22 protein-coding genes are annotated in these 26,461 nt (G+C 59.9%); 6 read left to right on the forward strand and 16 right to left on the reverse strand.

The window, feature by feature from the left end; all coding sequences use genetic code 11:
* Positions 1-209: 209 nt before the first annotated feature.
* A complete protein-coding gene (locus tag SGN16_RS11520) occupies positions 210-1,157 on the reverse strand; it encodes an OmpA family protein (protein WP_335944066.1) in 948 nt (315 codons plus the stop codon).
* Positions 1,154-1,978: a MotA/TolQ/ExbB proton channel family protein gene (locus SGN16_RS11525; protein ID WP_335944067.1), complete on the reverse strand. Its 825-nt coding sequence runs from the start codon at positions 1,976-1,978 to the stop codon at positions 1,154-1,156. The genes SGN16_RS11520 and SGN16_RS11525 overlap by 4 nt, the downstream gene beginning before the upstream one ends.
* 320 nt (positions 1,979-2,298) lie before the next feature.
* Here SGN16_RS11525 and SGN16_RS11530 point away from each other — a divergent pair, with 320 nt between their 5' ends.
* Positions 2,299-3,351, forward strand: coding sequence for a flagellin (locus tag SGN16_RS11530; protein ID WP_335944068.1), 1,053 nt, complete (start codon positions 2,299-2,301; stop codon positions 3,349-3,351).
* Positions 3,352-3,534: 183 nt separating this feature from the next.
* Positions 3,535-6,984 (forward strand): tetratricopeptide repeat protein, encoded by a 3,450-nt coding sequence (locus SGN16_RS11535; protein ID WP_335944069.1) that lies wholly within the window; start codon positions 3,535-3,537, stop codon positions 6,982-6,984.
* Between the two features lie 73 nt (positions 6,985-7,057).
* On the opposite strand, the gene SGN16_RS11540 is transcribed toward SGN16_RS11535, so the two are convergent.
* From SGN16_RS11540 to fliE, 14 genes are all read right to left on the reverse strand, one after another.
* On the reverse strand, positions 7,058-8,377 hold the full coding sequence (locus SGN16_RS11540; RefSeq protein WP_335944070.1) for a UDP-glucose/GDP-mannose dehydrogenase family protein: 1,320 nt from the start codon (positions 8,375-8,377) through the stop codon (positions 7,058-7,060).
* A gap of 6 nt (positions 8,378-8,383) precedes the next feature.
* Complete coding sequence (locus tag SGN16_RS11545; RefSeq protein ID WP_058546298.1) at positions 8,384-9,076, reverse strand: RNA polymerase sigma factor FliA; 693 nt, start codon at positions 9,074-9,076, stop codon at positions 8,384-8,386.
* A gap of 168 nt (positions 9,077-9,244) precedes the next feature.
* Entirely contained in the window at positions 9,245-9,757 is a 513-nt protein-coding gene (locus tag SGN16_RS11550) for a hypothetical protein (RefSeq protein WP_335944071.1), read from the reverse strand.
* Entirely contained in the window at positions 9,754-12,048 is a 2,295-nt protein-coding gene (gene flhF / locus SGN16_RS11555; protein WP_335944072.1) for a flagellar biosynthesis protein FlhF, read from the reverse strand. Before flhF ends, SGN16_RS11550 begins: the two co-directional genes overlap by 4 nt.
* Positions 12,045-14,138 carry a flagellar biosynthesis protein FlhA gene (gene flhA / locus SGN16_RS11560; protein ID WP_335944073.1) on the reverse strand — a complete coding sequence of 698 codons (2,094 nt, stop codon included), beginning with the start codon at positions 14,136-14,138 and terminating at the stop codon, positions 12,045-12,047. Before flhA ends, flhF begins: the two co-directional genes overlap by 4 nt.
* Entirely contained in the window at positions 14,135-15,304 is a 1,170-nt protein-coding gene (gene flhB / locus SGN16_RS11565; protein WP_335944074.1) for a flagellar biosynthesis protein FlhB, read from the reverse strand. Before flhB ends, flhA begins: the two co-directional genes overlap by 4 nt.
* 103 nt (positions 15,305-15,407) lie before the next feature.
* On the reverse strand, positions 15,408-16,310 hold the full coding sequence (motB, locus tag SGN16_RS11570) for a flagellar motor protein MotB (RefSeq protein ID WP_335944075.1): 903 nt from the start codon (positions 16,308-16,310) through the stop codon (positions 15,408-15,410).
* A complete protein-coding gene (motA, locus tag SGN16_RS11575) occupies positions 16,307-17,194 on the reverse strand; it encodes a flagellar motor stator protein MotA (protein ID WP_335944076.1) in 888 nt (295 codons plus the stop codon). Before motA ends, motB begins: the two co-directional genes overlap by 4 nt.
* 224 nt (positions 17,195-17,418) lie before the next feature.
* Entirely contained in the window at positions 17,419-17,985 is a 567-nt protein-coding gene (flhC, locus tag SGN16_RS11580) for a flagellar transcriptional regulator FlhC (protein ID WP_335944077.1), read from the reverse strand.
* A 3-nt stretch (positions 17,986-17,988) separates the two neighbouring features.
* Positions 17,989-18,324, reverse strand: a complete 336-nt coding sequence (flhD, locus tag SGN16_RS11585) for a flagellar transcriptional regulator FlhD (RefSeq protein WP_058546290.1) — start codon at positions 18,322-18,324, stop codon at positions 17,989-17,991.
* A 318-nt stretch (positions 18,325-18,642) separates the two neighbouring features.
* On the reverse strand, positions 18,643-19,014 hold the full coding sequence (locus tag SGN16_RS11590; protein WP_335944078.1) for a flagellar protein FliT: 372 nt from the start codon (positions 19,012-19,014) through the stop codon (positions 18,643-18,645).
* Positions 19,015-19,016: 2 nt separating this feature from the next.
* Positions 19,017-19,418, reverse strand: a complete 402-nt coding sequence (fliS, locus tag SGN16_RS11595; protein ID WP_335944079.1) for a flagellar export chaperone FliS — start codon at positions 19,416-19,418, stop codon at positions 19,017-19,019.
* A 24-nt stretch (positions 19,419-19,442) separates the two neighbouring features.
* Positions 19,443-20,852 carry a flagellar filament capping protein FliD gene (fliD, locus tag SGN16_RS11600; protein WP_335944080.1) on the reverse strand — a complete coding sequence of 470 codons (1,410 nt, stop codon included), beginning with the start codon at positions 20,850-20,852 and terminating at the stop codon, positions 19,443-19,445.
* A 186-nt stretch (positions 20,853-21,038) separates the two neighbouring features.
* On the reverse strand, positions 21,039-21,359 hold the full coding sequence (fliE, locus tag SGN16_RS11605; RefSeq protein ID WP_335944081.1) for a flagellar hook-basal body complex protein FliE: 321 nt from the start codon (positions 21,357-21,359) through the stop codon (positions 21,039-21,041).
* Between the two features lie 258 nt (positions 21,360-21,617).
* Here fliE and fliF point away from each other — a divergent pair, with 258 nt between their 5' ends.
* The 4 genes from fliF to fliI are packed head-to-tail and all read left to right on the forward strand — an operon-like array spanning position 21,618 to position 26,442.
* Positions 21,618-23,348, forward strand: a complete 1,731-nt coding sequence (gene fliF / locus SGN16_RS11610) for a flagellar basal-body MS-ring/collar protein FliF (RefSeq protein ID WP_335944082.1) — start codon at positions 21,618-21,620, stop codon at positions 23,346-23,348.
* Positions 23,349-23,352: 4 nt separating this feature from the next.
* Positions 23,353-24,339 carry a flagellar motor switch protein FliG gene (gene fliG / locus SGN16_RS11615; protein WP_335944083.1) on the forward strand — a complete coding sequence of 329 codons (987 nt, stop codon included), beginning with the start codon at positions 23,353-23,355 and terminating at the stop codon, positions 24,337-24,339.
* Positions 24,332-25,054 (forward strand): flagellar assembly protein FliH, encoded by a 723-nt coding sequence (locus SGN16_RS11620; RefSeq protein ID WP_335944084.1) that lies wholly within the window; start codon positions 24,332-24,334, stop codon positions 25,052-25,054. Before fliG ends, SGN16_RS11620 begins: the two co-directional genes overlap by 8 nt.
* Complete coding sequence (fliI, locus tag SGN16_RS11625) at positions 25,051-26,442, forward strand: flagellar protein export ATPase FliI (protein WP_335944085.1); 1,392 nt, start codon at positions 25,051-25,053, stop codon at positions 26,440-26,442. The genes SGN16_RS11620 and fliI overlap by 4 nt, the downstream gene beginning before the upstream one ends.
* The last annotated feature ends 19 nt before the right edge of the window (positions 26,443-26,461 follow it).

Genomic DNA, 26,461 nt, shown 5'->3' on the forward strand with positions numbered 1-26,461 from the left:
ACTGCCACATCTGCGGGCGGGCGTGGTGAGCTGTGGAGACGGTGAGCGGTCTGTAAGGCTTATGTCATCAGGTGGGTAGGCGCGGGCCCACCGTTTGCAAGACGCTGCGGGTATGCGTGATGCCCACGAAGGCATACCCGCAAAGCCCTCTCCAAGCCCGGATATCCAGGGCTCCTATGCTGCGCGCAGGGCACTGGATGACATCACTTTTAGCGCTCCAGAATGAACTCGACTCGACGATTGCGCGCACGACCTTGAGTGGTAGCGTTGTCGGCCAAGGGACGGGTATCTGCATAGCCGACTGCGGTAAGGCGGTCGCTGCTGATGCCGTTGCTCTGAAGGTAGCGCACGACGCTGCCGGCGCGGGCGCTGGAGAGTTCCCAATTGGAGGGGAAGCGTGAGCTGCGGATGTCCTGGGTATCGGTGTGGCCGGCGACGATGACTTTGTGTGGGACGCTGTCGAGTACCGGTATCAGCCGTTGCAGGACCCTCAGGCCGCCGAGGTTCAGGTCAGACTGGCCGGAGGGGAAAATGATCTCGCTGCTGATCCGGAAGCTGACGGTGTTTTCGCTGGTGACCACTTCTATGTCGCTGCCCAGCTTGTCCAGTGGCAGTTCATTGAGCAGTTCATCAACACTGGGTTTGACCGAAGTCGGGGGCGCCGGGGGGGCAGCGACAGGCTCGGGGGCTGGCACCTCGATCGTTGCGGCGACCGTGGTGACCGGGGCTGCGACTTCAGTCGAGGTGATGGGCTCTGGTTTGGGTTCCGGTTCTGGTTCGACCGGGGGCCTGGCCTGTGGCTTGAGCAGCAATGCCCCGGGCGGATCCAGGTGGGTCAGTTGTTTTGCGTTGAAAATCTGGCTCAGGTTGAAGTCGCCTTTCCGGGTGTGGTCATGACCCCTGCCGGCCACGGCCAGCATGGCCATGGTGACCACCAGCAACAGTGTCATCATGTCCAGGTAGGTCATCATCCACGCGTCGCTGCCAGGGTCATCCGCGGCGTTGGCAATCGCTGCGGCCGCGGCGGTTTTGCGTTTCAGGCCACGATGGGCTTGCCGAGCCTGCATCAGCTCTATTTCGAGCGCTCGATGACGCGCCAGCCAGTGCTGGTGATCGGCCAGAGCGGGCGCGGAGGCGTAGCCGTTGGACGCCCTCATGTTCGCAGGTTCCACTTGATGGGCGCCAGCTTGCGACTCTGGCGAGCAGGGGCGTCACGCAGTTCGTTCTGATGCTGGGCGACGAAGGATTTCAGCGTTTCACGCATCAGCCCCGGGCTGCGCTTATTGGACATCATCGAGATGCCCTGCAGGATCATGTTCATCAGCACCACCCGCTGTTCAGTGCGGCGCTCGAGTTTGACCGCGACAGGTTTGAACAGCAGGTTGGCCAGCAGTACGCCGTAAAGGGTGGTCATGAGGCCGACGGCCATTTGCCTGCCAATGGTGACCATGTCGCCGTCGCCGAGCACAAACATGAGGTTCACCAACCCCACCAGTGTGCCTAGCATGCCGAAGGCCGGGGCGTAGCTGGCCATGACCCGGAACAGTTGCGCTTCGGCCTGTTCCTTGGCGCGCAGTCTGGAAATGCGCCATTGCAGCAGTTCAACGATGTCTTCTTCCGGCGTTTTGTCTATGACCAGTTGTACGCCGGAGCGCAGGAACGGATTCTTGACCTGACCCAGTGCGCCCTCAACAGCCCGTAAGTCGCCATCGATCCACAGACGCGACAGGCTGACCAGTTCATTGATGTCTTCCTGGGTGTACTCGCGCTCGTTGCGGATCACCGTTTTGATGAGGCTGAAGATTCGCAGCACTTCGCTTAGCGGATAGCTGATGAAGGTCGCGGCAAAGGTGCCGACCACGACAATGCCCAGGCTCGGTATATCAATGAACAGACTGGGTTGTTGCGCGGAAAATACCAGTAGAACGGCCAGCAGCAAGAGGCTGGCGAGCATACCGATCAGGGTCGAGGGGTTCATGCGGCACTCCTGGAGACAACACTCGGCACCTTCGGCGTGGCGTGGGTGCGATTAGGGCGAGGCAGGCTTTATAACCTGGTGGGCGTTGTTTCAAATCCGCTAATACAGCGACTTTTCCTGGTGATATCCGCGTTACGGCAAAGGGCTGTCGAGTCTGCAAAGGGAGAGGAAACCGAGTCCGAAAATTTTTTCAGTGTTGGCTAAAGGTGGGTGATCGGATCGCCGATGTTCGCAATGTCTGTACGGCAACGGCGCTGAAAGCAACGGGCGTCGGACTCTGAATGTGTCACTAGCACCTCCCCACGAGAAGGAACTGCAAAATGTCAGTTATCAATACCAACATCACCTCGCTGATCGCTCAACAAAACCTGAACGCTTCGGAAAACAGCCTGAGTACTTCGATCGAGCGTTTGTCGTCCGGTCTGAAAATCAACAGCGCCTCCGATGATGCCGCTGGCCAGGCGATCGCCAACCGTATGTCCTCGCAGATCACCGGTCTGGAGCAGGCAAGCAGCAACGCCAGCGACGGCATCTCCCTGGCGCAGACCACCGAAGGCGCCCTGGACCAGGTCAACGACAACCTGCAACGTATCCGTGAGTTGGCCGTTCAGGCTTCGAACGGTACCAACTCCCAGTCCGACTTGCAGTCGATCCAGGACGAGATCACCCAGCGTCTGGACGAGATCAACCGTATCTCCGAACAAACCGCGTTCAACGGCGTGGATGTACTGGCGTCCGACCAGACCATCACCATCCAGGTGGGGGCGAACGATGGCGAGACCATTGATATCAAGTTGAGCGAAATCAACGCCGAAACGCTGGGGCTGGGTGACTTCAACGTCAACGGCTACGACACGACGCTGACCGCCGCAACCTTGTCGGACGAGTCAGGTACCGCGATCACTTCGACCAACACCAGCTATGTCGACAAGTCTGGCACCACCGTCAGTGGCGGCACGTTGTCCACCGACGCCGACGGTGACTACTTCCTGACCGTGGGCGGTAAAACCTACGCGGCCGAAGTCACGCTGACGACCAGTGGCACCACCACCACGGCCAGCATCAGCATCGACACGGAGAACGCTGTCACCAAGAAGTCGACAAGCACCCTGACCACGCTCGACAGCGCGCTCAATACCGTCGACTCCATGCGTTCAGACCTCGGTGCGGTGCAGAACCGCTTCGACTCGGCGATCACCAATATTTCGACCACCACCACTAACCTGACGTCCGCCCGTTCGGGTATCCAGGACGTGGACTACGCCACTGAAGTGTCGGCGATGACCAGTGCCCAGATCCTTCAGCAAGCAGGTACCTCGGTATTGGCTCAAGCCAACTCCATGCCGGAGCAAATGCTGTCTCTGCTGCAGTAATCATCAGGCATTCGTCGCACGCGGCAGTAAGGGGCCAGCGCAAGCTGAGCCCCTTTTTTGGGTTGTCTGGTCACTGCGCAATACCGCGTTATCGCGGGGCTGGCGTGGGTTTATCCGGGCTTTGCCTCGGCAGGTGGCGCGATAGGATTGACGACAGACTTTTCCTTCCCGAGGCTGTCCTTCATGCCCAAGCCCTTACGCGGCCGATTGCACAAAAAAACCACCTCTGCGACCTCAGGTCGCGCCGCGGATACGCGAGACCTGGCCCAGGCGCGACGGCTGAGTCAGCAGCATCCGCGTGACCCACAGGTGTGGAAAGACTTGGGCAATCTGGAACTCAAGGCCGAGCCTGAACGCGCACTGGCCAGTTTCGAGCGAGCGCTGAGCCTGCTGCCTGACGACCCGCAGATGTTGGAATTGGTGGCCAAGGCGGCGCAAAAGCTTGGTCAGGCTGACCGTGCCCAGGCACTTGCCCTCAAGGCCCTGGAAATAGAACCCGATTTCGCAGCGGGCCATCATCGCCTGGCCACGCTCTATTTTGAAAAGGGCCAGTTCGCCAGCGCCTTGCAGCACATCGAGCGGGCGCTGGAGATTTCCCCCGATGACTGTCGCATGCAGTCCAGGAAAGGTTTGGTCCTCAACCGGCTTGAGCGCTACAGCGAGGCCATTGCCGTGTTCGACAAGCTGATCGAGCGAGAGCCGGGCGACTACAGTCACTGGAACAACGCAGCCAACCTATACAAGGACATCGGTCGGTTGGCCAAGGCCGACGAGTACTATCAAAAGGCAGTGTCGCTGGCCCGGCGCAAGGATGTACTGCCGTATTCCAATCGACTGACGTCGCTGCACTATGATCCTGAGCGCAGTCGCGACTACATTTTCGAGGTCTGCAAGGAGTGGCAGTCGCGCTTCGGTCCGAAATCGGTTCCGCCACGACCTGAGGTAGAGGATCGGGCGCCGGACCGGTGCCTGCGTATCGGTCTGGTGTCCGATGGTTTACGCCAGCATCCGGTGGGCAACATGATCGTGGGGGTACTGGAGAAACTGCCGCGTCATCAGTTTGAACTGTTCGCCTACAGCACCAGCCAGGTGTGTGATCACCTGACGCGGCGCATCCGCACGACGGTTCGGCAATGGCTCGTGATCAAGCATATGGATGATCAGACCCTGGCCCAGCGTATTCGTGACGACCGGATCGATATCCTGATCGACTTGTGCGGCCACAACGCTGGTAACCGGATGGGCACCATGGCCTTGCAACCGGCACCGTTGCTGGTCAAGTGGGTGGGCGGGTTGATCAATACCTCGGGGCTGGAGGCGATCGACTATTTGCTCAGCGATCGCATCGAGTCGCCCGAAGGCGAGGACGCGTTCTACACCGAAAAACTGATCCGCCTGCCCGACGATTACATCTGCTACGACCCGCCACCCTATGCGCCGGATATCAAGCCATTGCCGGCGTTGGAGAACGGTTTCATCACTTACGGATGCTTCAATAATCCAACCAAGGTCAATGATGTCCTGTTGGCCCAATGGGCGAAATTGATGCTGGCTACGCCGCAGTCGCGTCTATTGCTCAAGGGGGGAGCATTTGGCAACCGTGAGCTGCGCGAGCATGTGCATGGTTTCATGGTCCGCCAGGGTATCGGCCCTGAACGTGTGCTTGTGGAGGGGCCGGTCGGTCACAAGGCCCTGCTTGAGACTTACAACCGCATCGATATCGCGCTCGATCCCTGGCCATATTCCGGCGGCCTGACAACCTGCGAGGCATTATTGATGGGCGTGCCGGTGGTCACCTTGCCGGGGCCGACCTTCGCCGGGCGCCACTCGGCTACCCACCTGGTCAATGCTGGTTTGCCAGAATTGGTGGTCAACAGTTGGGATGAGTACCGCCAGCGGGTGATCGGTCTGGCCGGGGACGTGAAAAACCTTTCCACGATCCGCGGTCACTTGCGTGATGTGCTGATGCGTTCACCCGTCTGTGACAGTCGTCGCTTTGCCAGCCATTTCAGTACTGCCATGCGGGCCATCTGGCAGCGCTACTGCGAGGGTAAGCCTGCGGCGGCCTTGACGCTGGACGCGCAGGGGCAGGCCAGGTTCCTCGATGAGCCGGGTTGCGTGGAGCTCCAGCACCCGATTGCGCCGCTTGAAGAGCAGGGGTTCAGTTTCAAGTTTCAGGGCAAGATCGTTACGCTGGACCATGGTGCGACACTGGTGGCGTCGGCGCAGTTCGTCGAATTGCAAAGACTGGGCGCCTTCACGACGATTGCATTCGATCCGGCCAGCCGCGTAGCCAATGCCAAGCAATTGGGGCAGTTGGGCGAACTGCATCATTACCCCCATGCGGCATTGGGTGATGGTCGGGCGGCGACCCTTTATGCGTGCCTTGATCCTGGCATGAGCGCTACGCTGGAACCTCTGGGCGCATCCCATTCCGATCCCGATTCCAAGGTCCTGGCCAGGCTTGCACTGCCGACATTGAAGCTCGACAGCATCAACGGTTTGCAGTCCGTTGACTGGCTGTTGCTGGACAACCTGAACAACAGTGTGGCCGTCATTGAACACGGTGCGCGGCGGCTGGCCGATACGCTGCTGGTGCAGGCACGCATCAACTTCACGCCGACCCATCGTCAGCAACCCGATATGGGGCTTATCAGCAAGAGCCTTGCGCGACTGGGTTTCAGCTTCTATCGATTGAACCGACTCCAGCACGCCAGCCATCTGCCGCAAGATGAGCATTGCGTGCAACTGCGTGCCTCTCATCTGGTCTGTGCGGACGCCTTGTTCCTACCTGACGCTGCGCGAATGGCGTCGCTGTCGGACAACCAGCGTTTGAAGCTGGCGTTCATCCTGCACACGGTATACGGCGTGCATGATGTCGCCACGCAACTTATCGCGGCATTGGACAGTGATTTGGCGCAGCAGTATCGCCAGCATTGCCAGGGCCCATCAGCGTCCCGCCCGGCGCTTGCGCAGGAACCGGGCCAAGCCCGTGTCGCACGCGAAGATGCCGTGCAGTCAAGTGCCACTCAGGCACCGATGCAGGAACCCCAGGTGACGTTTCCCGAGGAGGTCGCGGCCTATCTCAGGCGCATCTATTCTCAGGCCTCGGTGATTCTCGAGTACGGCAGTGGGGGCTCGACCATCATTGCTGCCAGGATGCCGGGCAAGTCGGTCATTTCGGTAGAGAACGACGCTCGCTGGGCCAGGGATATGCAGGCCTGGATCGCCAATGCCGAGCTGCCAACCCGGCCAGTGATCTATCCCGTCGATGTCGGCGAGACCGGTCAATGGGCGCGGCCGAAAAACGCCCGGGCGTGGAAACGATTCCACACCTACCCACTGAGGGTCTGGGATGAGCCGTTTTTCCAGGAGCCCGATGTCATTCTGATCGATGGACGCTTTCGGATTGCCTGCTTCGTGACCGCCTACCTGCGGGCGAGCAAGCCGATGATCGTGCTGTTCGACGACTACCTCGACCGCCCTCACTATCACGTGGTCGAACGATTGTTGGCGCCGACCGAGTTTGTCGGTCGAATGGCCAGGTTCGACCTGCGGCCTTTGACAGAAGTACCCAGGTCGGAGTTGACCTGGCTGGTGGGGAGCTACAACGAGGTGGCTTACGCCGAGTAGCGGATAGGGCGTTCCCATGGGTGCATGGGAACGTTGTCCCGGGTGATCTGGGGAGGCGGTGGCGACGCCAGGGTCACCGACCAATCGCCGAATAGGTCAGTCCGGCTTCCAGCAAAGCCTTAGGTTCGTACAAATTGCGCCCATCGATCACCACGGCAAGCTTGAGTTGCTGTTTGAGCCAGGTGAAGTCGACGCTGCGAAAGGCTTTCCACTCTGTGCAGATCACCAAGGCGTCGGCACCCTTGACGGCTTGTATACGGTCTCCGGCCAGCAGCAAATCGTCGCGTTCCCCGTAGATGCGCCGACACTCCAGCATCGCCTGCGGATCGTAGGCCTGCACTTTGGCGCCGGCGTTCCACAAGGACTCCATCAGCTCGCGGCTGGGGGCGGCGCGCATGTCATCGGTGTTGGGTTTGAACGCCAGTCCCCACACGGCAATGGTTTTATCTGCCACTTGACCGTCCAGCGCCCGTTCGAGCTTCTTGAACAGGGTGTTTTTCTGCCGCTGGTTGATCGCCTCGACCGCTCTGAGCAATTGCGGATCGTAGCCGACATCATGGGCTGTGCGGCTGAGGGCTTGTATGTCCTTGGGGAAACACGAACCTCCATAGCCACAACCGGGGTAGATGAAGTCATAGCCGATCCGTGGGTCGCTGCCGATGCCATGGCGAACTTCTTCTATGTCCACCTCAAGGCACTCGGCGAGGTTGGCCATTTCATTCATGAAGCTGATTTTTGTCGCCAGCATGGCGTTGGCGGCGTACTTGGTCAGCTCGGCGGCCCGCAGACTCATGAACATTAATTTGTCGTGATTGCGGTTATAGGGCGCGTAGCACTCGCGCATAAGGGTTTTGACAGCTTGCGACCCGGTGCCGACGATGATGCGTGCGCCGCGGGTGAAGTCTTCGATGGCGGCGCCTTCTTTCATGAATTCCGGGTTGGAACAGACCTCGAATGGCAGTTGCACGCCGCGATCCGCCAGCGCAGCGCGAATGCTCGCCTGGACCTTTTCCCCGGTGCCAACCGGAACGGTGGATTTGTCGACGATGACCTTATAGCCCTGCATGTGCAGGCCGATGCTGCGGGCAACAGCCAGCACATATTGCAGGTCGGCGCTGCCGTCCTCATCGCTCGGGGTACCCACGGCAATGAACAGTAGATCGGCGAACGCAACGGCTTGTGCGGCATCGCTGGAGAAGGACAGGCGCCCGGCCTGGACGTTGGTGTGGATCAGTGTGTTCAGGCCGGGCTCATGGATCGGTACTTCGCCGTTGCGCAGCAGCTCGATGCGCTGGGGGTCGATGTCCATGCACATCACTTCATGGCCGACATCGGCAAGGCAGGCACTAGCCACAAGCCCTACATAACCTGAACCGAATACGCTGATCTTCATGGTCCGCTACTCCGCCATGCTTGCGCGTAATCGGGCAATGGCCTGGCTATGCAACTGACAGACGCGGGACTCGCTGACACCTAGCACCAGGCCTATCTCCCGCAGGTTGAGTTTTTCGTGGTGACACAGCGCGAGCAGCAGTCTTTCCCGTTCGGGGAGGGCGTCAATGGCGCGCATGAGGTGGGTGCGGTTGCGATCGTTGACCAGCTCGGCGAAGGGGGTGATATGCCGGGAGCAAGTCTCATCGATGTGCTCTTCGTTCACATCGTCGATGGGCAGCATCTGGCTGCCGTTGGTGTCGCTGAGCACCTGATGATACTGGGCAAGCGTCAGACCCATTGCGTCCGCGATTTCACGCTCTTTGGCAGGCCGCCCCAGGCTTTGTTCCACGCGATGCATGGCGTTTTCCAGCGCGCGCGCATTGCGGCGCACGCTGCGAGGTACCCAGTCGCGGGTACGCAGTTCGTCGATCATGGCGCCACGGATACGCTGCGAGGCGTAGGTTCCGAACGTCGCCCCCACGTTCAAGTCATAGCGAGTCATGGCATCGAGCAAGCCGATGCTGCCGGCTTGAATCAAATCGTCCAGCTCGATATTGGCTGGCAGCCGCGTTTTCAAACCTAGTGCTTGCCGTCGGACCAAGGGTAGGTACTGCTGGAGCAATTCCTGCTGGTTCATCTTGCCCTGTGCCGTATACATCGTGCGCGCCTGCGAAAGACAAAAAAATGGCAATGAGCATCCGCACAGTTGGAAGCCGTGTGATGCCTGGAGTTGAAGTATCAGGATTATTACCGCTCCCCTGAGCCCCCTAAGCGTGGAACAGCCACGTGCTACACGACATGTTCCCCGCTTAGGTGTGCGAATGACTCAGTGGCTCACTTCATCGATGAGCAACAAACGGATGCCGAGATAACGTTGGGCCGCATGCTGCAAGTTGCCGAGCAGGCCCTGACGGGAAAAACCGCGGTGCAGTGCCAGCACCTGGCCGGGGCCACCTTGTTCGCTGAGTTGACGCAAGGTCTGGAACGTTCGGCGGAAAGCGTCCAGGTCACTGTCGATCCACAGGCCCCAGCGCGGTTGCCGGTGGGCCAGGGCTCGCAGGTCCTGGCGAGTGTTGGGCACCGGCAGTACGTGCCAGCGGTTGGGGTGGCCGATCCAGGGGTGGCCTAACTGGTGCCAGCGTTCCAGGGTTTGATAAACCTGGACTGTCATCTGCGCCGAGCCGAACAGAATCAATGTTCGATCCGGCATTGATGGCGTTAACCGTTCGACGCCAGGGACCGTGGTGGCGAGATGGGCCTGGTTTTGCCTGGCCCAGCGCCGCAGGCCGGCGGCCTGATCCAGAGTGTCCACCGCAGGCGGGCTATCCGCGCCAATCATGCGCAAATGCTGATGGGAGGGTTGTTCATGCGGGTCAGGGCATCGTTGACCGTCAGCAAGTGCAGCAGATTTTCAAGAATCCCCGACGCGTTGTCGGTGCGCTTTTCAGGCAGCAACCCCGCCAGTTGGGTGCGTGCCTGAAAGGCCCAGTCCTCGCTGTCATTGCTCAGGCGCACGGCGGTGGCCGCCAGTCCGGCCGCCAGGTACAAGCGTACTTCAGCGTGCAGGTGCGGTTGAATGTCGGCCAATAGTGTCCAGCCTCGTCCGGTGAGCTTGGCCAATTCGTCATGGCTCAATTGCAGGACGAGATCGGCCATCTGCCCCTGCAAAGTCCCTTGTGCATCGCCGCTGGCCAACCACCAACGCTGTCCCAGGCACTGGCCGCCATGGCTGTCATGCAGCGTGCCGAACCAGGCGCGCAAGGGGGCGTGAGGCGATCCCTTGAGGGTTACCGGCAGCTGGCTCAGGTTCAGGTACACGTTCCGCCCGCGGTACCTGAGCTCACGAATACCAACATCATCACTGTGGGCGAGCAGTGTGCCGAGGGGCTTATGCTCACCTTGATAGATGACCCGCTGGCGACCCTTGACCGGGCTTAGCCACGTCTGATCGTTATGACACAACACTTCAAGGACTTGCAGGCTCGGGCAGGCAGACCACAAATGACGATGGGCTGGCCAGCGCGACAAGCACCAGGCCAGGCGCGGTTGCGGGCCGATCGGCATTCGGTGTGTCAGCCATGGCCGGGCCACCAGATGCGCAGCGTTGTCCACTGTCAACAGAGGCATGTTCCAAGTCGCTCCGGCCATCGGTCGAGGCGCTCCCCACAGCAACAGGCCATTGGGTTCGGCAGGCGCCAAACACTCTTGCGCGCTCAGGAGCGCTGCCCAAGACGCGTCCTGCACTGCCTGAGGCAAGCCCATCAAGGACCAGGTATCGAGCAATTGCGCAAAACCTGCGATGCGCTGGCTCAAGTTGCTGCGCAGCGACGAGATGGTCCGGCTCTGGCTCAATAAACCGCGCACCAGCGCATCCAGTTGCCGGGGCGTCGAGACGTCCGGTTTTGCAGCGAACAGGGAAGGGCGAGCGAGCTCCAATGCTTGTCGCAGGAATGTTGAAGCAGCGGGTAGCTGCAGGTCTTCAGGGACCTGCTGGCCGACGGACAAGTAGTTCAGGCGCAGGCCGTGGCGAATGATGGTATCCAGTGCCGGGCCCAGTCGTGCAGCCTCGTCGCATTTGCTGAGGATGCAATCGTCCAGCCGGCAACCGGCCGCCTGTGCGGCACTACGATAGGTTTGCACCACTTCTTCGAGGGTATCGCCATGGCTGGTCGCGTTGACCACCAGCATCAGGCGCAGGGCCTGGCTGCTTGAGCCCAGTTGGGTGATTTGCTCGAGCAAGCGTTGATCGCGCTGGCTCATGCCTACGGTGTCGATGATCACCAGTCGCTTGTCGGCCAGTTCGCCAAGCAGCGGGTCGAGTTCCGCCGCTGGCCCCGGAGTGCGCAGTTCGACACCCAGCAATCGAGCATAGATGCGCAGCTGTTCGTGGGCGCCGATACGAAAGTGGTCAGTGGTGATCAAGGCGACCTGGCTGGCACCATGGCGCATCACGTAACGGGCCGCCAGTTTGGCGGTCGTGGTGGTTTTACCCACGCCGGTCGGCCCCACCAGGGCGATGATGCGTGTGTTGTCGAACAGTTCGGCCTCATCGCCAAGTTGATTCAGTTGGCTGTCGAGTTTTTCCGCCAGCCAGGCTCGCAGCCTGGCTGGGGTGGCGTCAGGTTGCTGTAGCGGGGTAGGCGTCGTGCCGAGTATTTCCTCGCTCAGCCGGCCACTGAAACCGGCCTCAAGCAACCATTTGAGCAATTGGGGGCGGCAGCCCAGGTCGGTGTCCGGACGCGGTGCCTGGCGATCGATGAGCTGGCGCATGTCCTGGATTTCGTTCAGCAGGCGCTCACTCAGCGCGGCGAAATCCATGGCGCTCGCTGATGTGGTGCTCACCGCCACGGGCCGTCCCACAGGCAGTGGCGAGCGCGTGCTGAGCTGGCTGGCGTATGCGGCGGCGGCTTGGCGCGCGCTGACGGGCACGATGTCGTCGTCCGGTTCGGCGAGTGTGGCAAGCGCTGGCGCTGCAGCGGTTTGCGCCGGTGTTTCTGGTGCCAGCGCCATGATCTCGACACCGTCTTCGGTCATGCGACTCGACAGGATCAGGGCTTCCTCGCCCAAGACGAGACGAACCTGGTTCATCGCCTCTCGGCTGTTGGCACCGATAAAACGTTGGGCACTCACTTGGGCGTTGCTCCTATCACGTTAATCATGCGAAGCGTGCGGTCATCTGGCACTTCGCTCAGGGAGATCACCGTCAATTGACGCAGGCGCCGCCGCAAGAAGCGCGACAGCACTGGACGCAGCTTGTTCGGCACGACCAGCACGGGTGGTTCGCTGCTGACCTCCTGGCGCTTGAGAGCCAGCGACGTCTGGTGCATCAGGTTGTCTGCCAGGCTTGGCTCCAGTGACCCGCCATTGCCGACGGCCTGCATCAGCACCTGTTCAAGGTTGAAGTCCAGTCCGATGACTTTCAGTTCGGGCTTGTTGGCAAATAACTGGTTGACGATCGAGCGGCCCAGGGCGATGCGCACCACGGCGGTCAGCTCTTGCACATCCGGCGGTTGCTGCGCGCCGCCATGTTCGGCCAGGGCGTCGAGAATGGTGCGCATGTCACGGATCGAGACGTTTTCTTCCAGCAGGTTCTGCAGCACACGTTGCAATACCGTCAGCGACACCAGCTTGGGCACGACTTCGTCGATCAGCCCTTTACTGTCGGGACCGAGCTTGTCCAGCAGCTTTTGCACTTCGCCGCGGCCGAGCATGTCTTTGGCGTGCAGATGCAGCAGATGGTTGAGGTGGGTGGCTGTCACGGTGCTGGCGTCGACCACGGTGTAGCCGTAGATCTGCCCGTGTTCACGCAGGTTCGGCTCGATCCAGATGGCCGGTAAACCGAATGCCGGGTCCACGGCCTCTGTGCCTGCCAACTCGCTGGTGACCTTGCCGGGATTGATGGCCAGCCACTTGCCGGGAAAGATTTCGCCGCGCCCGATCTCAACGCCCTTCAGGCTGATGATGTAGGTGTTGGGTGACAGTTCAAGCTTGTCGCGCACGTGCACCACTGGAGGGAGGAAACCAACGTCCTGCGCGAATTTTTTGCGCAGGCTTTTGATGCGGGTGACCAGCTCGCCTTGCTGGCGTGCATCCACCAATGGAATCAGCCGATGGCCCACGCGCAAGCTCAAGGTATCGACCAGTTGCACGTCATCCCAGGTGGCCTCGGTGCTTTGTGACGCCGACTTGGGCAGCAGGGTCTGGATCGAGTTCTCCGCGGGGGCATCCTGCTGTTTGGAGAACCACCAGCCCAGTCCACCGAGCAATCCGGTGAGAATCAGGAACACCAGGTTAGGCATGCCCGGAACCAGCCCGAGCAAGCCCATCACGCCGGCTGTCATCATCAGCACTTTGGGCCGACTGAACAGTTGGCCCATCATTTGTTGGCCCACGTCCTGTTCGGTATTGACCCGCGAGACCGTGACACCCGCGGCGATGGAAATCACCAGGCCTGGGATCTGGGCCACCAGGCCGTCGCCGATGGTCAGCATGGTGTACGTGTGAGCGGCGTCGCTAAAGGCCATATCGTGTTGCAGGATGCCGATGGCCAGGCCTCCGATGATGCAGACCGCCATGATGACCAGGCTGGCCATCGCGTCACCCCGCACGAACTTGCTCGCACCGTCCATGGACCCAAAGAAATCGGCTTCCTGAGCGACTTCCTTGCGTCGTTGACGGGCTTGCGGTTCGCCAATCAGGCCGGCGTTCAAGTCGGCGTCGATTGCCATCTGCTTGCCGGGCATCGAATCCAGGGTGAAGCGCGCGCCGACCTCTGCGATCCGCCCGGCACCCTTGGTGATCACCATGAAGTTGATGGTGACCAGAATCAGGAACAGCGCCAGGCCCACGGCGAAGTTACCGCCCACCAGGAACTCGCCAAAGGCCTCGATGACCTTCCCGGCGGCGTCGGGGCCGGTGTGACCCTCCATCAGAATCACTCGGGTCGAGGCGACATTGAGCGACAGGCGCAGCAAGGTGGTAAACAGCAACACGGAGGGAAACGCAGAGAAATCCAGCGGTTTCTCCGTGAGCATGCTCACCATCAGCACCATGATTGCCAGTGCGATGTTGAAAGTGAACAGCAGGTCCAGAATAAATGTCGGCAGGGGCAGGATCATCATCGACAGGATGAGGACGATCAACACGGGCCCGGTCATGATCTTCAGGTCAGTTCTGGCCAGCCAGGAATCAGGTCCGAGTAAGTCGGTCATGCCTTTCATTCGTTCTGCTCATCCTCAGGTTTCGCGTTACGCGGGCCACGCTGGTCCATACCCGGTGGCACGGACAGGTTGACCGGGGTCGGTGGAACGTCGCCACCATGCTCACTGACGCGCTTGAGGCGTATGGCCCAGGCGACGACTTCGGCGACAACGGTGTAAAGCTCAATGGGGATTTCCCGATCGAGATCGACGTGGAAATACAGGGCGCGAGCCAGTGGTGGTGCTTGCAGCACAGGCAAGTCATGCTCCCGTGCAATTTCGCGAATACGCAGCGCCACGTCGTCGGCGCCCTTGGCGACCACTCTGGGAGCACCGTGCTCGTCCTTTCGGTAAGACAGGGCCACGGCGAAATGGCTGGGGTTGGTCACGATGACGTCGGCCTTGGGCACCTTGCTCATCATGCGTCGCCGAGCACGAGACTGCTGCAACTGACGGATCCGCGCCTTGATGTGCGGGTCGCCGTCGGCGTTCTTGTGTTCCTGGCGCTGCTCCTCCTTGGACATGCGCAGGTTTTTTGCGTACGTCCACAACTGATAAGGCGTGTCCATGCCGACGACGATGATCAATGCTGCCACACACATCCCACAGGATTTGGCTGCCAGCCCCATGACTGCCGTCAGGGCCTGCTGGGCGGGCATTTGTGGCAAGGCCAGCAATTGACCGATGTGCGCCTTGAGGAAGAAGTAGAGCACCGTGCCGATCAACGTCGCCTTGGCGATGGCTTTTGCCAGCTCGATCAGCACCTGCACGGAGAAAAGCCGCGCCAGGCCATTCATCGGGTTGACCCTCGAAAATTGCGGCCGCACTGCGGCCAGGGTAATCACCAGCCCTCCCAGCAACGCCGGTGCGGCCAGGGCGGTGAAGGTCATCAGGGCGAAGAATGGCACCAGGGCGAACAGTGTGATCTGGCTCAATGACCAGAGCACGTTGAGCATGCGTGCGGTATCGAACAGTTGTGCGCGCTCGAACAACAGCGCCTGCTCCATGACCTGACCGAGGTTGTCATACAGTTTGCCACCCATCATCCACAGCCCGCCGATGCCGGCCAGCAACATGACGAAGGTGTTCAATTCACGAGAACGTACGACCTGGCCCTGTTCACGGGCCTTCTCTATGCGTCGCGGTGACGCTGCTTCGGTCTTGTCCTCTCTGCTGGTCTCGGCCATGGCTCTCCAGGCGCCTGCGGCGACCCGCGCGACATGTCAAAGGTCGCTATTGTGCGCAGCCGCACAGAGGCCTGATCGTGGAAACACCACTCACAATCGAGCGCTAATGTCCGGTTTGTTCCGCTGGTTTACTCGTGGAGGGCTCCGTGGAGTTTGGTTCAGGCATATCCAGCGGGCCGTATTCGCCCTGGGACAAAATCCGCTGCGCGGCGCGGCTGTCCAGCACGATGATTTCGATTCGCCGATTGGACGCATCATAAGGACCGGCACCGTGGAAGCGGATGCGATCGGACATGCCCGAGACACGCAGCAACTTGTCCGAATCCAGGCCGCCGGCGACCAGCTCCTGGCGAGAGGCTTTGGCGCGGTCGGCGGACAAATCCCAGTTGTTGTAGCCCGCCTCACCGCCGGGATACGGGTGGCTGTCGGTATGCCCGCTGATTTGAATGCGATTGGGCAGCTCATTGAGTACCGGGGCAAAGGTCTTCAGGAGCTTGCGTAAGTACGGTGCGACATTGGCGCTGCCCAGTTCGAACATGGGGCGTTTGTCCGTGTCGAGCAACTGCACGCGTAAGCCTTCCGGGCTCAGTTCTATCGAAATCTGCTGCTTGAGCTCCCTGAGCTGCGGATCGCGCTCCACGGCACTTTCCAATCGATGCTTGAGTGACTCCAGGCGACGGCGCTCCTCGCCGGACAGGTGTTCGGGGCGCTGATTCATGCGTGCCTGCTCGCCTTGGGAGAAGCGCGGGTCCGGGCCTCCGCCGGGAATTGCACTGGTGCTCGCCGAATTGCGGTCGCCTTTGCTCATGGCGACCAGCAAGGGAGTACTGAAATATTCGGCAATAGCGTCCTTGTCGCTTTTGCTGGCGTTGGACAGCACCCATAACACCAGAAACAGCGCCATGAGCGCGGTCATGAAGTCGGCGAAGGCGATTTTCCAGGCTCCGCCATGATGTCCATGAGCGGCCTTTTTCTTGCGCCGGATGATGATCGGCTGCTCGCTCATACTTTTTCGATGCCAAGCGGGGCGCTGCCGCCGCCGCTGCCACGCACGTAGCTTTCCAGCTCCAGCGCGCTGGGTCTTTCGCTGGTGTGCAGGACCTTGCGACCAAACTCTACCGCCAATTGTGGGGGTAGCCCTTGCAAGCTCGCCAACAGCGTGACCCGAATGCACTGCAGCATCTTGGCGGACTCGGCGGCTTGGCGATCAATCCGGCTGGCCAATGGTGCAACCACGCCGTAGGCCAGGTAAATGCCGAGGAAGGTGCCGACCAGTGCGTGGGCAATCATCTGGCCCATCAAGTCAGGGCCCACGTCGACAGAGCTCAAGGCCTTGACCACCCCCATGACCGCCGCAACGATGCCGAAGGCCGGTAATGCGTCGCTGACTTTGTACAGGGCGTCGGAGGGTAGATGGGCTTCGTGTTCGAACTCTTCGATTTCGTGCAGCATCAGCTCATCGAGCTCGTGGGTCTGCATGGCGCTGCTGATTAACAGGCGCAGGTAATCGGTGATGAAGTTGATGATCATCGGATCGCTGGCCAGCCGCGGATACAGGCTGAAAATCGGGCTCTGACCGGGTTCGTCGATATCCCGCTCCAGGGCGAGCATGCCTTCGCGCCGCGCTTTGCTCAGCAGGATGTACATCAGCGCCATCAGATCCATGTACAACGCTTTATCGTACTTGGCGCTACGCTTGAAGCGCGAGACGGCGTTGAGCGTGGCTTTGATTGCCTTGCCATTATTCGCGGCGATGAACGCCCCGATGCCGGCCCCGCCAATCATCAGTAGCTCGGTGGGCTGATACAGTGGGCCCAGGCTGCCACCGGACAGGACGAAGCCACCGAACACCGACAAAAGTACAACGGTAAGCCCTATTGCGATGAGCACGTGGTCGTTCCTTAATTTCAAGAAATAGATGACCTGCGGAATATCGGCAGGGATGTCCGAAACTTGAAATTATTTTCTTTTTTTCGAGGTGTCGGCTGGTCGGGGGCAGGTGACGCGCAGGCAAAACTCCACCGGTGCGCGCAAGCGCCCGGTGGCAAGGGGGTAAACCCGGTCAGGGTTTACCCCCTCCTTTGGCGTGTGGGGATTTTTGCGAGGTTTTTGTTTTACGCCTTGCGTACCGGAGGCAGGCTATCGAGCAGCTGGGCCTCGATGTCTCGACGTTTCAAGGTTTTCCCCGCGCGTGATGGTGGTTGGCAAATCCCGCAGACGTAGTGCTGCACTGGTGCGTGAGAGTGCGCAACGAACTCGCCTGAACAGCACGAGCAGCGGATCAGCTCAAGCATATCGCTTTCAAAGAAGCGTACGAGCGTCCAGGCGCGGGTCAGGCCGAGCACCAGCTCGCCTTCCTGGTTGCCGACCTGTTCCAGGTAGAGGCGATAGGCTTTGACGAATGCGTCGATCCGGTATCCGCCAATTTCGATCATGCTGCGGTACATGCCGTAGAACAGGGATGAATGAATATTCGGGAGCCATGTCACGAACCAATCGGTGGAGAAGGGCAGCATGCCCTTGGGCGGAGAAGCTCCTCGAACTTCTTTGTACAGCCGGATGAGACGTCCTCGGCTGAGCGACGTCTCGGTTTCCAGCACCTGCAGACGTGCGCCCAGTTCAATCAGTTCGATTGCCAGTTGCACTTGCTGCATTTCGGTGACCAGGCTTTTTTCTGACATGGCTCAGCCTTCCCCGAACCGTATATCCCCTGAGCGATCGGCGGCGGCCATCAGCAAGGCTGAATGAATTTCCACCATGCCCAGTTCGCGAGCGTTGCCCAAGACTTTGGATAGTCGATCTGTCTCTTCGAAAACGGGGCGGCAAATCAGTTGGTTGACCCGGGCTAGCTGGGTCATCTGCTTGCTGCTCAGTTTGGTCAGTAGATCCGCCATTTTTTCGCTGAGTTTCAGGCGAAAAATGGCCACCTCTCGATCTTTGCGCAACAGGTTTTGGGCCAGTAGCAAATATGAAAGATTCAGATCCTGGATATCTTCAAGCTCTGTATTGGTATTTGGCAATTTCTACCCCTCCCCATGGATACTACAGTTTGGGCACACGTTGACGGTGTGACCTCCGGCAGATGAATGTCAAAAAGACAAATGACTAAGATGTTGTGCTTTCGTGTGAACGAAAGTCGGGTTGTACTTTTCTGGTTATTCACATGCTCGACCTTGCCCAGAGGTCGTGAATACCATTTATTTTTTCTAAAGTATCAGCTTGAACGCACGATAACAGATCGAGGCAGACTATTTGTTGTCCGTTTTCACGATTTTTTCGTACTTCAAGGATAGTTCCATATCAATGTGTCGTGACTTGATGTGGCTTGTACGCGCTTCTTATTTTTTATGATACAAATAGTGGCTTATTGGTATTACGCTGTTGGACGGGGTGCGATAGGCATTGTTCAGGTCGCTCTTTCGACGATTGATTTGCATGAGTTGGCCCAAGTCATTCTGCCGCGCATGGAGAAATGAGCTTACTTGGCCATCGAGCTCCATTATTTGTGCCATGAGCTCAAGTTTGCGTTGCTGGCCGGCATCATCAAGTTCGGCCTGGGCTTCAGCGCGGCGCAAGTAGGCGGCGTCGATCAGGCCTTGCGACTTTAGCGTGAAGATGCCATCCCAGTCGGCCCTTTCTGCACATTCGAGAATGCGTCGGGATTGTTCGAGTAGTTGCTCATAAGCGGCGATCAATTGTGTTTGTATCATATCTACCGCTCTTCCTCGATTTGCGAGCCAATGGCTAGCCAGGCGGTGGCGACGTTGTTCAGCAGGTCTGCGGCTGTGGTGAGGGCTGCCTCGTCATTGTCGAGATTTGCTCTAAGCAGCACACGAATGACGTAGTCGTAGAGTTGGTCAAGTTGCACGGCAATGTCACCTCCCTGCTCAAGATCCAATGAGGCGCGCAGCCCCTTGCTGACGATATTGATCGCCTTGGTAATGGCGCTGCCTTTTTCGGCTATATTGCCCGCCTGTAGGTGCAGGCGGGCAATACGAATCGACGTCTGGTAGCTGTCGAACAACATCACGATTCTTTGGTGGGGAGAGGCCGCCAAAATGCCGCTTTCCACGCCGACCTTGGCGTAAGCATTAGCGTCTCGAATGGAACTCATCTAATTTGCTCCGCAGTAGTGTCATCAATCATCGCTATTAAGTGCGTCAAATTGGGTCGTCAGGTAATCGGAAGTCGAGTTCAGTTCCGATATCAAGGTGTCGAGCTGGGTGAACTCTTCGGTCCACCGAGCCATTTCCGAGTCGATGAGCGCCTGTTTCTCTTCATAACGCTCCTCAAGTTGCTCCAGCTTGGACTCCAGGCTGTCGGTCTTGGCGACAATCAAACCGTTATCTTCATCCAGATAGTTGTCCAGGTCGCTCGACAATTGGGTAATGAATCCTGTGCTGTCATCGGTGCCGATAAAAAATTGTGAAACAGCCTGCGCGTCATCTTCCAGCGCGCTGGTCAGTGCGTCTTCATCAATCAGCAGGGTGCCGTCGACTTCCAGGGAAATACCCAGTTGTGACAGGTAGCTGTACGTCCCGCTGCCAATCGCGCTGTACAGGTCGCTGCTCAACTCACTGCTGATTCGCCGGGTGGTCGAGTCTCCCAGCAACTCGCCGGCCGTATCCGTATCCGCGTTATAGGCGGTCAACTCATCCACTGTCGTGACGTAATCGTTATAGGCATCGACGAAGGTGGTAATGGCCTCGAGGATCGCATCGGTATCCTGAGCAATCGTCAGGGTTTGAGAGCTGCTGGTGGCGGACAGGCTCAGGGTGACCCCTTGCAAGGCATCCTCGACGGTGTTGCTTTGGCTGCTGATGGCGATGCCGTTGATCGTCAGTTCGGCATCCAGGGCTTCGACCGTTTCGGTCATGTTGCCCGTGGTGCCGTCGTAGCCGAACAGGCTCGATGCTTGATCGGTGCTGTCCGTGCCCGTGTAGGTCACGGTCATTTCAGATTCGGTTCCGGTGCTGTCTGATGTCAGCACCAGGCGATAGGGGGTGTCGCTGCCATCATTGACGATGGAGGCGGTGATGCCGGCATCGGCCGCGTTGATTGCATCGCGGATGCCTTCCAGGGTGTTGTTGCTGCTGTCGAGGGTGATCGAGACTGCCTCTTGTGTCCCGACTTGCAGGGTCAGCGTGCCGGTACCCAGGGCAGTGGTCTTGTCCGCGCTACCTGCGGTGGTGAGGCTTTGGGCCTGGGCCAGTTGTGTCACTGCCAGCGTGTAGGTGCCAGCCTCGGCTTCGCTGGTGGTCGCGGCCGTCACTCCGCTGCCGGACAGGGTCGTGGTCAAGGACTTGTACAGGCTCTCATCGGCCAGGGCTTCGACCGCGGTTTGCAAGGTGGTCAGGGCGCTGGTCAGCGTCCCATAGGCGGATATTTCGGCGCTGACCGACTCCTCCTGGGCGGTGATCGGGTCCAGCAGGCTGGTCTCTTTCGACTCTTCCAGGCTTTCCAGAATGCTGTCCAGATCCAGTCCGGAGCCGACGCCCAGGGAGGTGATGGTTGCGGTGGAGCTGCTGGTGGAGGTGGTCGTCGCCATAGGTGTCTGTCCTGGTTTGTGCCTGACCTTGCTCGTTGGGGCAAGACGTTGTGTTCGTCCTCAAGGAGGACGCTTGAACGCAACATCGGCAATCGGCAAACCCATCTTTAGGGTTCGCTCACCTTTTCAACAGTTTCATCAATAAGGGGGGGCGAGCGTCGTACCACGACCCTGCGCAACAGCCTTTCAGACTTGCATGCTCATCACGTCCTTATAAGCCGTGAGCAGTCGGTTACGCACTTGCACGCCCATCTGGAAGGCGATGCTGGCTTTCTGCGAGTCGGCCATCACATCACTGAGCGACACCGCGGCGCTGCCCGCCTGGAAAGCGTTGGATTGGCTGGTAGCGGTTTGCTGCAGTTGATTGATGCGCTGTAGCGACGCCTGGAGTTCTGTGGCGAACCCGCTGGTCGACACGCTGCTGAGGCTATGGGAGCTTGCGCCTTCGGCCTGCTCGGCAAGGCTCGTCAGTTGTTGCAAGGCATTGGTAAGGGCGGACGAATTCATGGTGCAAGACCCATATGAAGCGATTAGGCCAGCAGATTACCAAGCCCGCGGGTCCGTACATTCGTTCAAATGACGACAAAACCGATGGCTTTTCCGGCCTTTAGCTTTCGGCATTTTCGCCAGAATGAAGCTCTGCCAGCCGTCCCGATTCCTGCGACGCCCATGGGTGTTGCCGCCGCGGGAGGCTGTTCGACTACTACTGCTACCGGACTCTGCAATGTCTTTCGTACCAGCCCTATCCTCGCTATCGAGGTGCTCGTGAGTACCGCAGTTCTGGCCAAGGGCGCGCCAAAGAACATTCCGGTCAGTGTTCCAGCCAAGCCGTTGGCGGCGTTGTCGAGCCTGTTTCGCAGCCAGCCTTTACTGCCGCTGTTGTTGGCGGGCGCGGCGGTCATTGCAACTGTAGTGGCGTTGCTGCTGTGGGCGCGTGAGCCGGAGTACCGCGTGCTTTTTTCCGGCCTCAGTGAGGCGGATGGTGGACAAATCATTGGCGAACTGGACAAGCGCGGGATTGCTTATCGTCTGGGCGAAGGGGCCAACACCATCATGGTGCCCAGCGACAAGATGAACGCACTGCGCCTGCAATTGGCCGAACAGGGCTTGCCCAAGGGCGGCAGCATCGGTTTCGAACTGTTGGACAGGCAGGCATTCGGCGTCAGCCAGTTTGCCGAGCATTTGAATTATCAGCGCGGCCTGGAAGGTGAACTGTCGCGGACCATCGAGTCACTGGGACCGGTGGCGAAGGCGCGTGTTCACCTGGTCATGGCCAAGCAGTCGGTCTTTGTTCGCGACCGCGAAGCGGCGCGCGCGTCCGTGGTCTTGACCCTGCAACCTGGCCGGGAGTTGGGTCAGAGCCAGGCCAACGCGATTGTGCACCTGGTCACCTCCAGCGTGCCGGAGCTGAGCGTGGATGCCGTCACTGTGGTGGATCAGAACGGCCGTCTGTTGTCCCAGACTCACAGCGACAACAGCGGCCTTGATGGCTCGCAGCTCAGCTATGTGCGTGAAGTCGAGCGCTCTTACCAGCGCCGCATCGAAGACATCCTCACGCCATTGCTGGGCAACCGCAATGTTCACGCCCAAGTGGTCGCCCAGATCGATTTTTCCAGTCGCGAAAGTACCGCCGAACGTTATGCGCCCAATCAGGACCCTAACGAGGCGGCGGTGCGCAGTAAACAGACCTCCGAGCATGTACTGGAAGAGGACGGCGCGGGGCGAGGTGTTCCTGGCGCGCTGACCAACACGCCACCCAATACCCCGGCACCGACTCGCGCCACGGCACCCACACCCGCGCCCGGCACCGCACCGGCCACGACCGCTGGCACTGCCAGCGCAGCCGAAGCGCAGAGCGGCAAGTCGCTGCAAAGCGAACGCATGATCAACTACGAAGTCGACCGTAACGTCGAGCATGTCAAATCGGGCCTGGGCAACATTCAGCGCCTGACGACGGCGGTGGTGGTCAACTACCGTACCGTGCTCAAGGACGGTACGCCGACAGCGGAGCCGTTGAGCAAGGAAGAGCTGGAGAACATCAACAACCTGGTGCGCCAGGCCATGGGTTTCACGGAAAGTCGTGGCGATGCCTTGCAGGTGATCAACAGCCCATTTGTCGAGACCGACACGGCGGTGACCGAGCCGGTGTGGTGGAAAACCCCTGAGGCCTACAACCTGTTGATGAGCGCTTTGCGCTACTTATTGGTGGGTTTTGCCGCGCTGACCCTGTGGTGGCTGGTGCTCAGGCCGATGCAGCGGCGCAATGCCCAGATGAACCGGCCCGCCCCGGGGGCTCTGGCTGAGGCGGGGACTGCCCTTGTGCCGACGACTACGGGCACCGGACTCATGGTCGCCAACCAGGAGCATCCGCCGCAAACCCTGCCGCGCAAATCGGCCGTGTACGAGCAGAACATGCAGAGCTTGCAGCAGATCGCTGCCGAAGACCCAAGACTGGTCGCCATGATCGTGCGCGGGTGGATGAAAAAAAATGACTAGCAAGATGAGTGGATCTCGCCGTAGTGCGATTTTGCTGTTGTCGCTCGATGCCGACAGCGCCGCCGAAGTGTTCAAGTTCCTGCCGGGCACGGACGTCGAGGCCATCAGTATGGAAATGGCCCGCCTGAGCCAGGTGTCCCATGATGAAATGCGTCAGGTCCTGGAAGAGTTCATGGACGAGACCGATCAATATGCGGCCATCAACATCCAGACCAGCGATCATATCCGCGCGGTATTGACCAAGGCCCTGGGCAGTGAGCGCGCGGCCAGCCTGATCGACGATATCCTGGAGAGTACCAACACCGGTTCTGGCATCGACAAGCTGAACCTGATGGAAGCTTCGATGGTCGCCGAGATGATTCGTGACGAGCATCCACAGATTATCGCGACCATCCTGGTGCATCTGGAGCGTCCTCAGGCTTCCGATATTCTCCAACTGCTGCCCGACCGCCTGCGCAACGACATCATTTTGCGGATTGCGACCTTCAGCGGTGTGCAACCGGTGGCGTTGCAGGAACTGACGGAAGTGTTGGGCGTCATGCTCGATGGACAAAGCCTCAAGCGCAGCAAAATGGGGGGCGTGAGAACCGCGGCGGAGATCCTCAACCTGATGAGTTCCGCACACGAAGAGCTGGCCATCGAAACCGTACGCCAGCACAACGAAGACCTGGCCCAGAAGATCCTCGACGAAATGTTCCTGTTCGAGAACCTCATCGAGGTGGACGATCGCGGCATCCAGTTGTTGCTTCAGCAGGTCGAAAACAACTCGTTGGCGGTTGCCCTCAAAGGCGCGCCGCCGGCTTTGCTCGAACGCTTCCTCAACAATATGTCGCAACGTGCCGCGCAATTGTTCCGTGAGGATATGGAGGCGCGCGGGCCGATCCGCATGTCCCAGATCGAGGCCGAACAGAAAGCCATTCTGCAGGTGGTTCGACGGTTGTCCGACAGCGGCGAAATCGTGACTGCACGCGGGAATGACGCCTATGTCTGAGTACTCGCGCGCGCCGGACAGCGACCGTTGGCAAACCTGGCAGATGGATCCGCTGGGCAGCAATGAGGCGCCTGCCCAGGATCCGGAGATGAGCCATCGGGAGTCGCGGCGCAAGCAAGCTTTTCAGCACCGGTTGGAAATGCAGGCGCTACGCGAGAAAACCGTCAGCGAGGCGCAGCAGATCGGTCATGCCCAAGGGGTGGAGCAAGGGTATGCGCAAGGTCTGAGCGAAGGTCGCCAGGCTGCGGCGCTGGAGTTGCAACAGCAGGTGCTGCGAACATTGCAGCCGTTACTTGAGCTGTGCCAGAACTTCGATCAGGCGCTCAAACAGATCGATGCGCATATTGCTCGCCAGTTGACCCGGATTGCCCTTGATGCCGCGCAACAACTGGCCGGGGAGGCGCTGACTGCGCAGCCGGAGCAGGTCATCGCCGTTGTGCAGAAAATGCTCCACAGCGACCCGGAACTGACGGGTAAACCCCGCCTGTGGTTGAACCCGGATGACTTGCAATTGGTTCACAGCAGCCTTGGCGAGCAGATTGCTGCAGCCGGTTGGGCCTTGCATGCCGACACGGCGATTCTGCCTGGCGGTTGTCGAGTGGCCAGCGCCAGCGGTGAGTTGGATGCCACGCGTCAGTCCCGCCTGGGGATGTTGAGTCGCAGTACCGAACAGGCACTGGATAACGCCGTGGCAATCCTCGGCGAGCAGTCATGACCCACGGCAACGTGCACATCGAACGCTGGAGTGGCGTCCTGGATGCTTTTGAAGGGGCGCCGTTGCGTGTCGCCGATTACCTGCGCAGCGGACGGATTATCCGCGCCACCGGTATGGTGCTTGAGGCAGTGGGCTTGCGCCTGCCCTTGGGGGGCGCCTGTCGCATTGAATTGGCCGCGCAAGGTCTCGACCGTCTGCAACCTGGTTACGCCGAGGCCGAAGTGGTCGGTTTTGCTGGTGAAATCCTGTACCTGATGCCCTTGGAGGAGATCCAGGGCCTGCAACCGGGGGCGCGGGTGTTTGCGTCGCAAGATTGTCCGGAGGGTGCGGCGGGTGCTCGCCATTTTCCGCTGGGCATGTCGTTGCTGGGGCGGGTGCTCGACAGCGGTGGGCGGCCCCTGGATGGTCGGGGGGCGCTGCTGGGCGCCCATCACGCGAGTCTGCACACTCAGCCGCTCAACCCGCTCAAGCGTGCACCGATTGATCGTCAGATTGATGTCGGTATTCGTGCCATCAATGCCTTGCTGTGTGTCGGTCGTGGTCAGCGCCTGGGCTTGTTCGCCGGATCCGGCGTCGGCAAATCGGTATTGCTCGGCATGATGGCTCGCTACACCCAGGCCGATGTGATCGTGGTCGGCCTGATCGGTGAGCGGGGCAGGGAGGTGCAGGACTTCATCGATAACATCCTGGGCGAAGACGGTTTGCGCCGTTCCGTGGTCGTCGCTGCGCCGGCCGACACTTCGCCGTTGCAACGGTTGCAGGGCGCGATGTATGCGACGCGCCTGGCCGAGGATTTTCGCGACCAAGGCAAGGATGTCCTGTTGATCATGGATTCGTTGACCCGCTACGCCATGGCCCAGCGTGAAATTGCCCTGGCCGTGGGCGAGCCTCCGGCGACCAAGGGCTACCCGCCCTCGGTGTTTGCCAAATTGCCGAAACTCGTTGAACGCACCGGCAACGGCCCGCCGGGTGGGGGATCGATCACCGCGTTCTATACGGTGCTCAGCGAGGGCGACGATCAGCAGGATCCGATTGCCGACGCGGCCCGGGCGATTCTGGATGGTCACATCGTCCTGTCTCGTCACCTGGCCGAAAGCGGACATTACCCGGCCATCGATATCGAGGCCTCGATCAGCCGGGCGATGACGGCCATCGTCAGTGAGTCGCAGCAGCGCAAGGCACAACAGCTCAAGCAGATGCTCTCACGCTACCAGCGCAATCGCGATTTGATCAGCGTCGGCGCCTATGCGCCAGGGCACGATGCCCAACTCGATCGCGCCGTTGGCATGTACCCGCATATCGAGCGGTTCCTGCAACAACGCATCAATGACCGTGCAAGCGTGGAAGAGACCGTATCCGGGCTCAACCTCTTGTTCCCTGGTAAATGATCCTTCCTGGCGAGTAATC

Origin of the sequence: Pseudomonas sp. G166 (genome assembly GCF_037027455.2) — a bacterium.
Taxonomy (GTDB): Bacteria; Pseudomonadota; Gammaproteobacteria; order Pseudomonadales; family Pseudomonadaceae; genus Aquipseudomonas.

Bases quoted from the DNA above. Each gene is read 5' to 3' on its own strand.
- SGN16_RS11620 (WP_335944084.1), top strand. From the start codon at position 24,332: ATGTCTGAGTACTCGCGCGCGCCGGACAGCGACCGTTGGCAAACCTGG.
- fliS (WP_335944079.1), bottom strand. From the start codon at position 19,418: ATGAGTTCCATTCGAGACGCTAATGCTTACGCCAAGGTCGGCGTGGAA.
- fliG (WP_335944083.1), top strand. From the start codon at position 23,353: ATGAGTGGATCTCGCCGTAGTGCGATTTTGCTGTTGTCGCTCGATGCC.
- SGN16_RS11550 (WP_335944071.1), bottom strand. From the start codon at position 9,757: ATGATTGGCGCGGATAGCCCGCCTGCGGTGGACACTCTGGATCAGGCC.
- fliE (WP_335944081.1), bottom strand. From the start codon at position 21,359: ATGAATTCGTCCGCCCTTACCAATGCCTTGCAACAACTGACGAGCCTT.
- SGN16_RS11590 (WP_335944078.1), bottom strand. From the start codon at position 19,014: ATGATACAAACACAATTGATCGCCGCTTATGAGCAACTACTCGAACAA.
- fliD (WP_335944080.1), bottom strand. From the start codon at position 20,852: ATGGCGACGACCACCTCCACCAGCAGCTCCACCGCAACCATCACCTCC.
- SGN16_RS11540 (WP_335944070.1), bottom strand. From the start codon at position 8,377: ATGAAGATCAGCGTATTCGGTTCAGGTTATGTAGGGCTTGTGGCTAGT.
- motB (WP_335944075.1), bottom strand. From the start codon at position 16,310: ATGAGCGAGCAGCCGATCATCATCCGGCGCAAGAAAAAGGCCGCTCAT.
- SGN16_RS11545 (WP_058546298.1), bottom strand. From the start codon at position 9,076: ATGTATACGGCACAGGGCAAGATGAACCAGCAGGAATTGCTCCAGCAG.
- SGN16_RS11535 (WP_335944069.1), top strand. From the start codon at position 3,535: ATGCCCAAGCCCTTACGCGGCCGATTGCACAAAAAAACCACCTCTGCG.
- SGN16_RS11520 (WP_335944066.1), bottom strand. From the start codon at position 1,157: ATGAGGGCGTCCAACGGCTACGCCTCCGCGCCCGCTCTGGCCGATCAC.
- flhC (WP_335944077.1), bottom strand. From the start codon at position 17,985: ATGTCAGAAAAAAGCCTGGTCACCGAAATGCAGCAAGTGCAACTGGCA.
- fliI (WP_335944085.1), top strand. From the start codon at position 25,051: ATGACCCACGGCAACGTGCACATCGAACGCTGGAGTGGCGTCCTGGAT.
- flhA (WP_335944073.1), bottom strand. From the start codon at position 14,138: ATGAAAGGCATGACCGACTTACTCGGACCTGATTCCTGGCTGGCCAGA.
- flhB (WP_335944074.1), bottom strand. From the start codon at position 15,304: ATGGCCGAGACCAGCAGAGAGGACAAGACCGAAGCAGCGTCACCGCGA.
- SGN16_RS11530 (WP_335944068.1), top strand. From the start codon at position 2,299: ATGTCAGTTATCAATACCAACATCACCTCGCTGATCGCTCAACAAAAC.
- SGN16_RS11525 (WP_335944067.1), bottom strand. From the start codon at position 1,978: ATGAACCCCTCGACCCTGATCGGTATGCTCGCCAGCCTCTTGCTGCTG.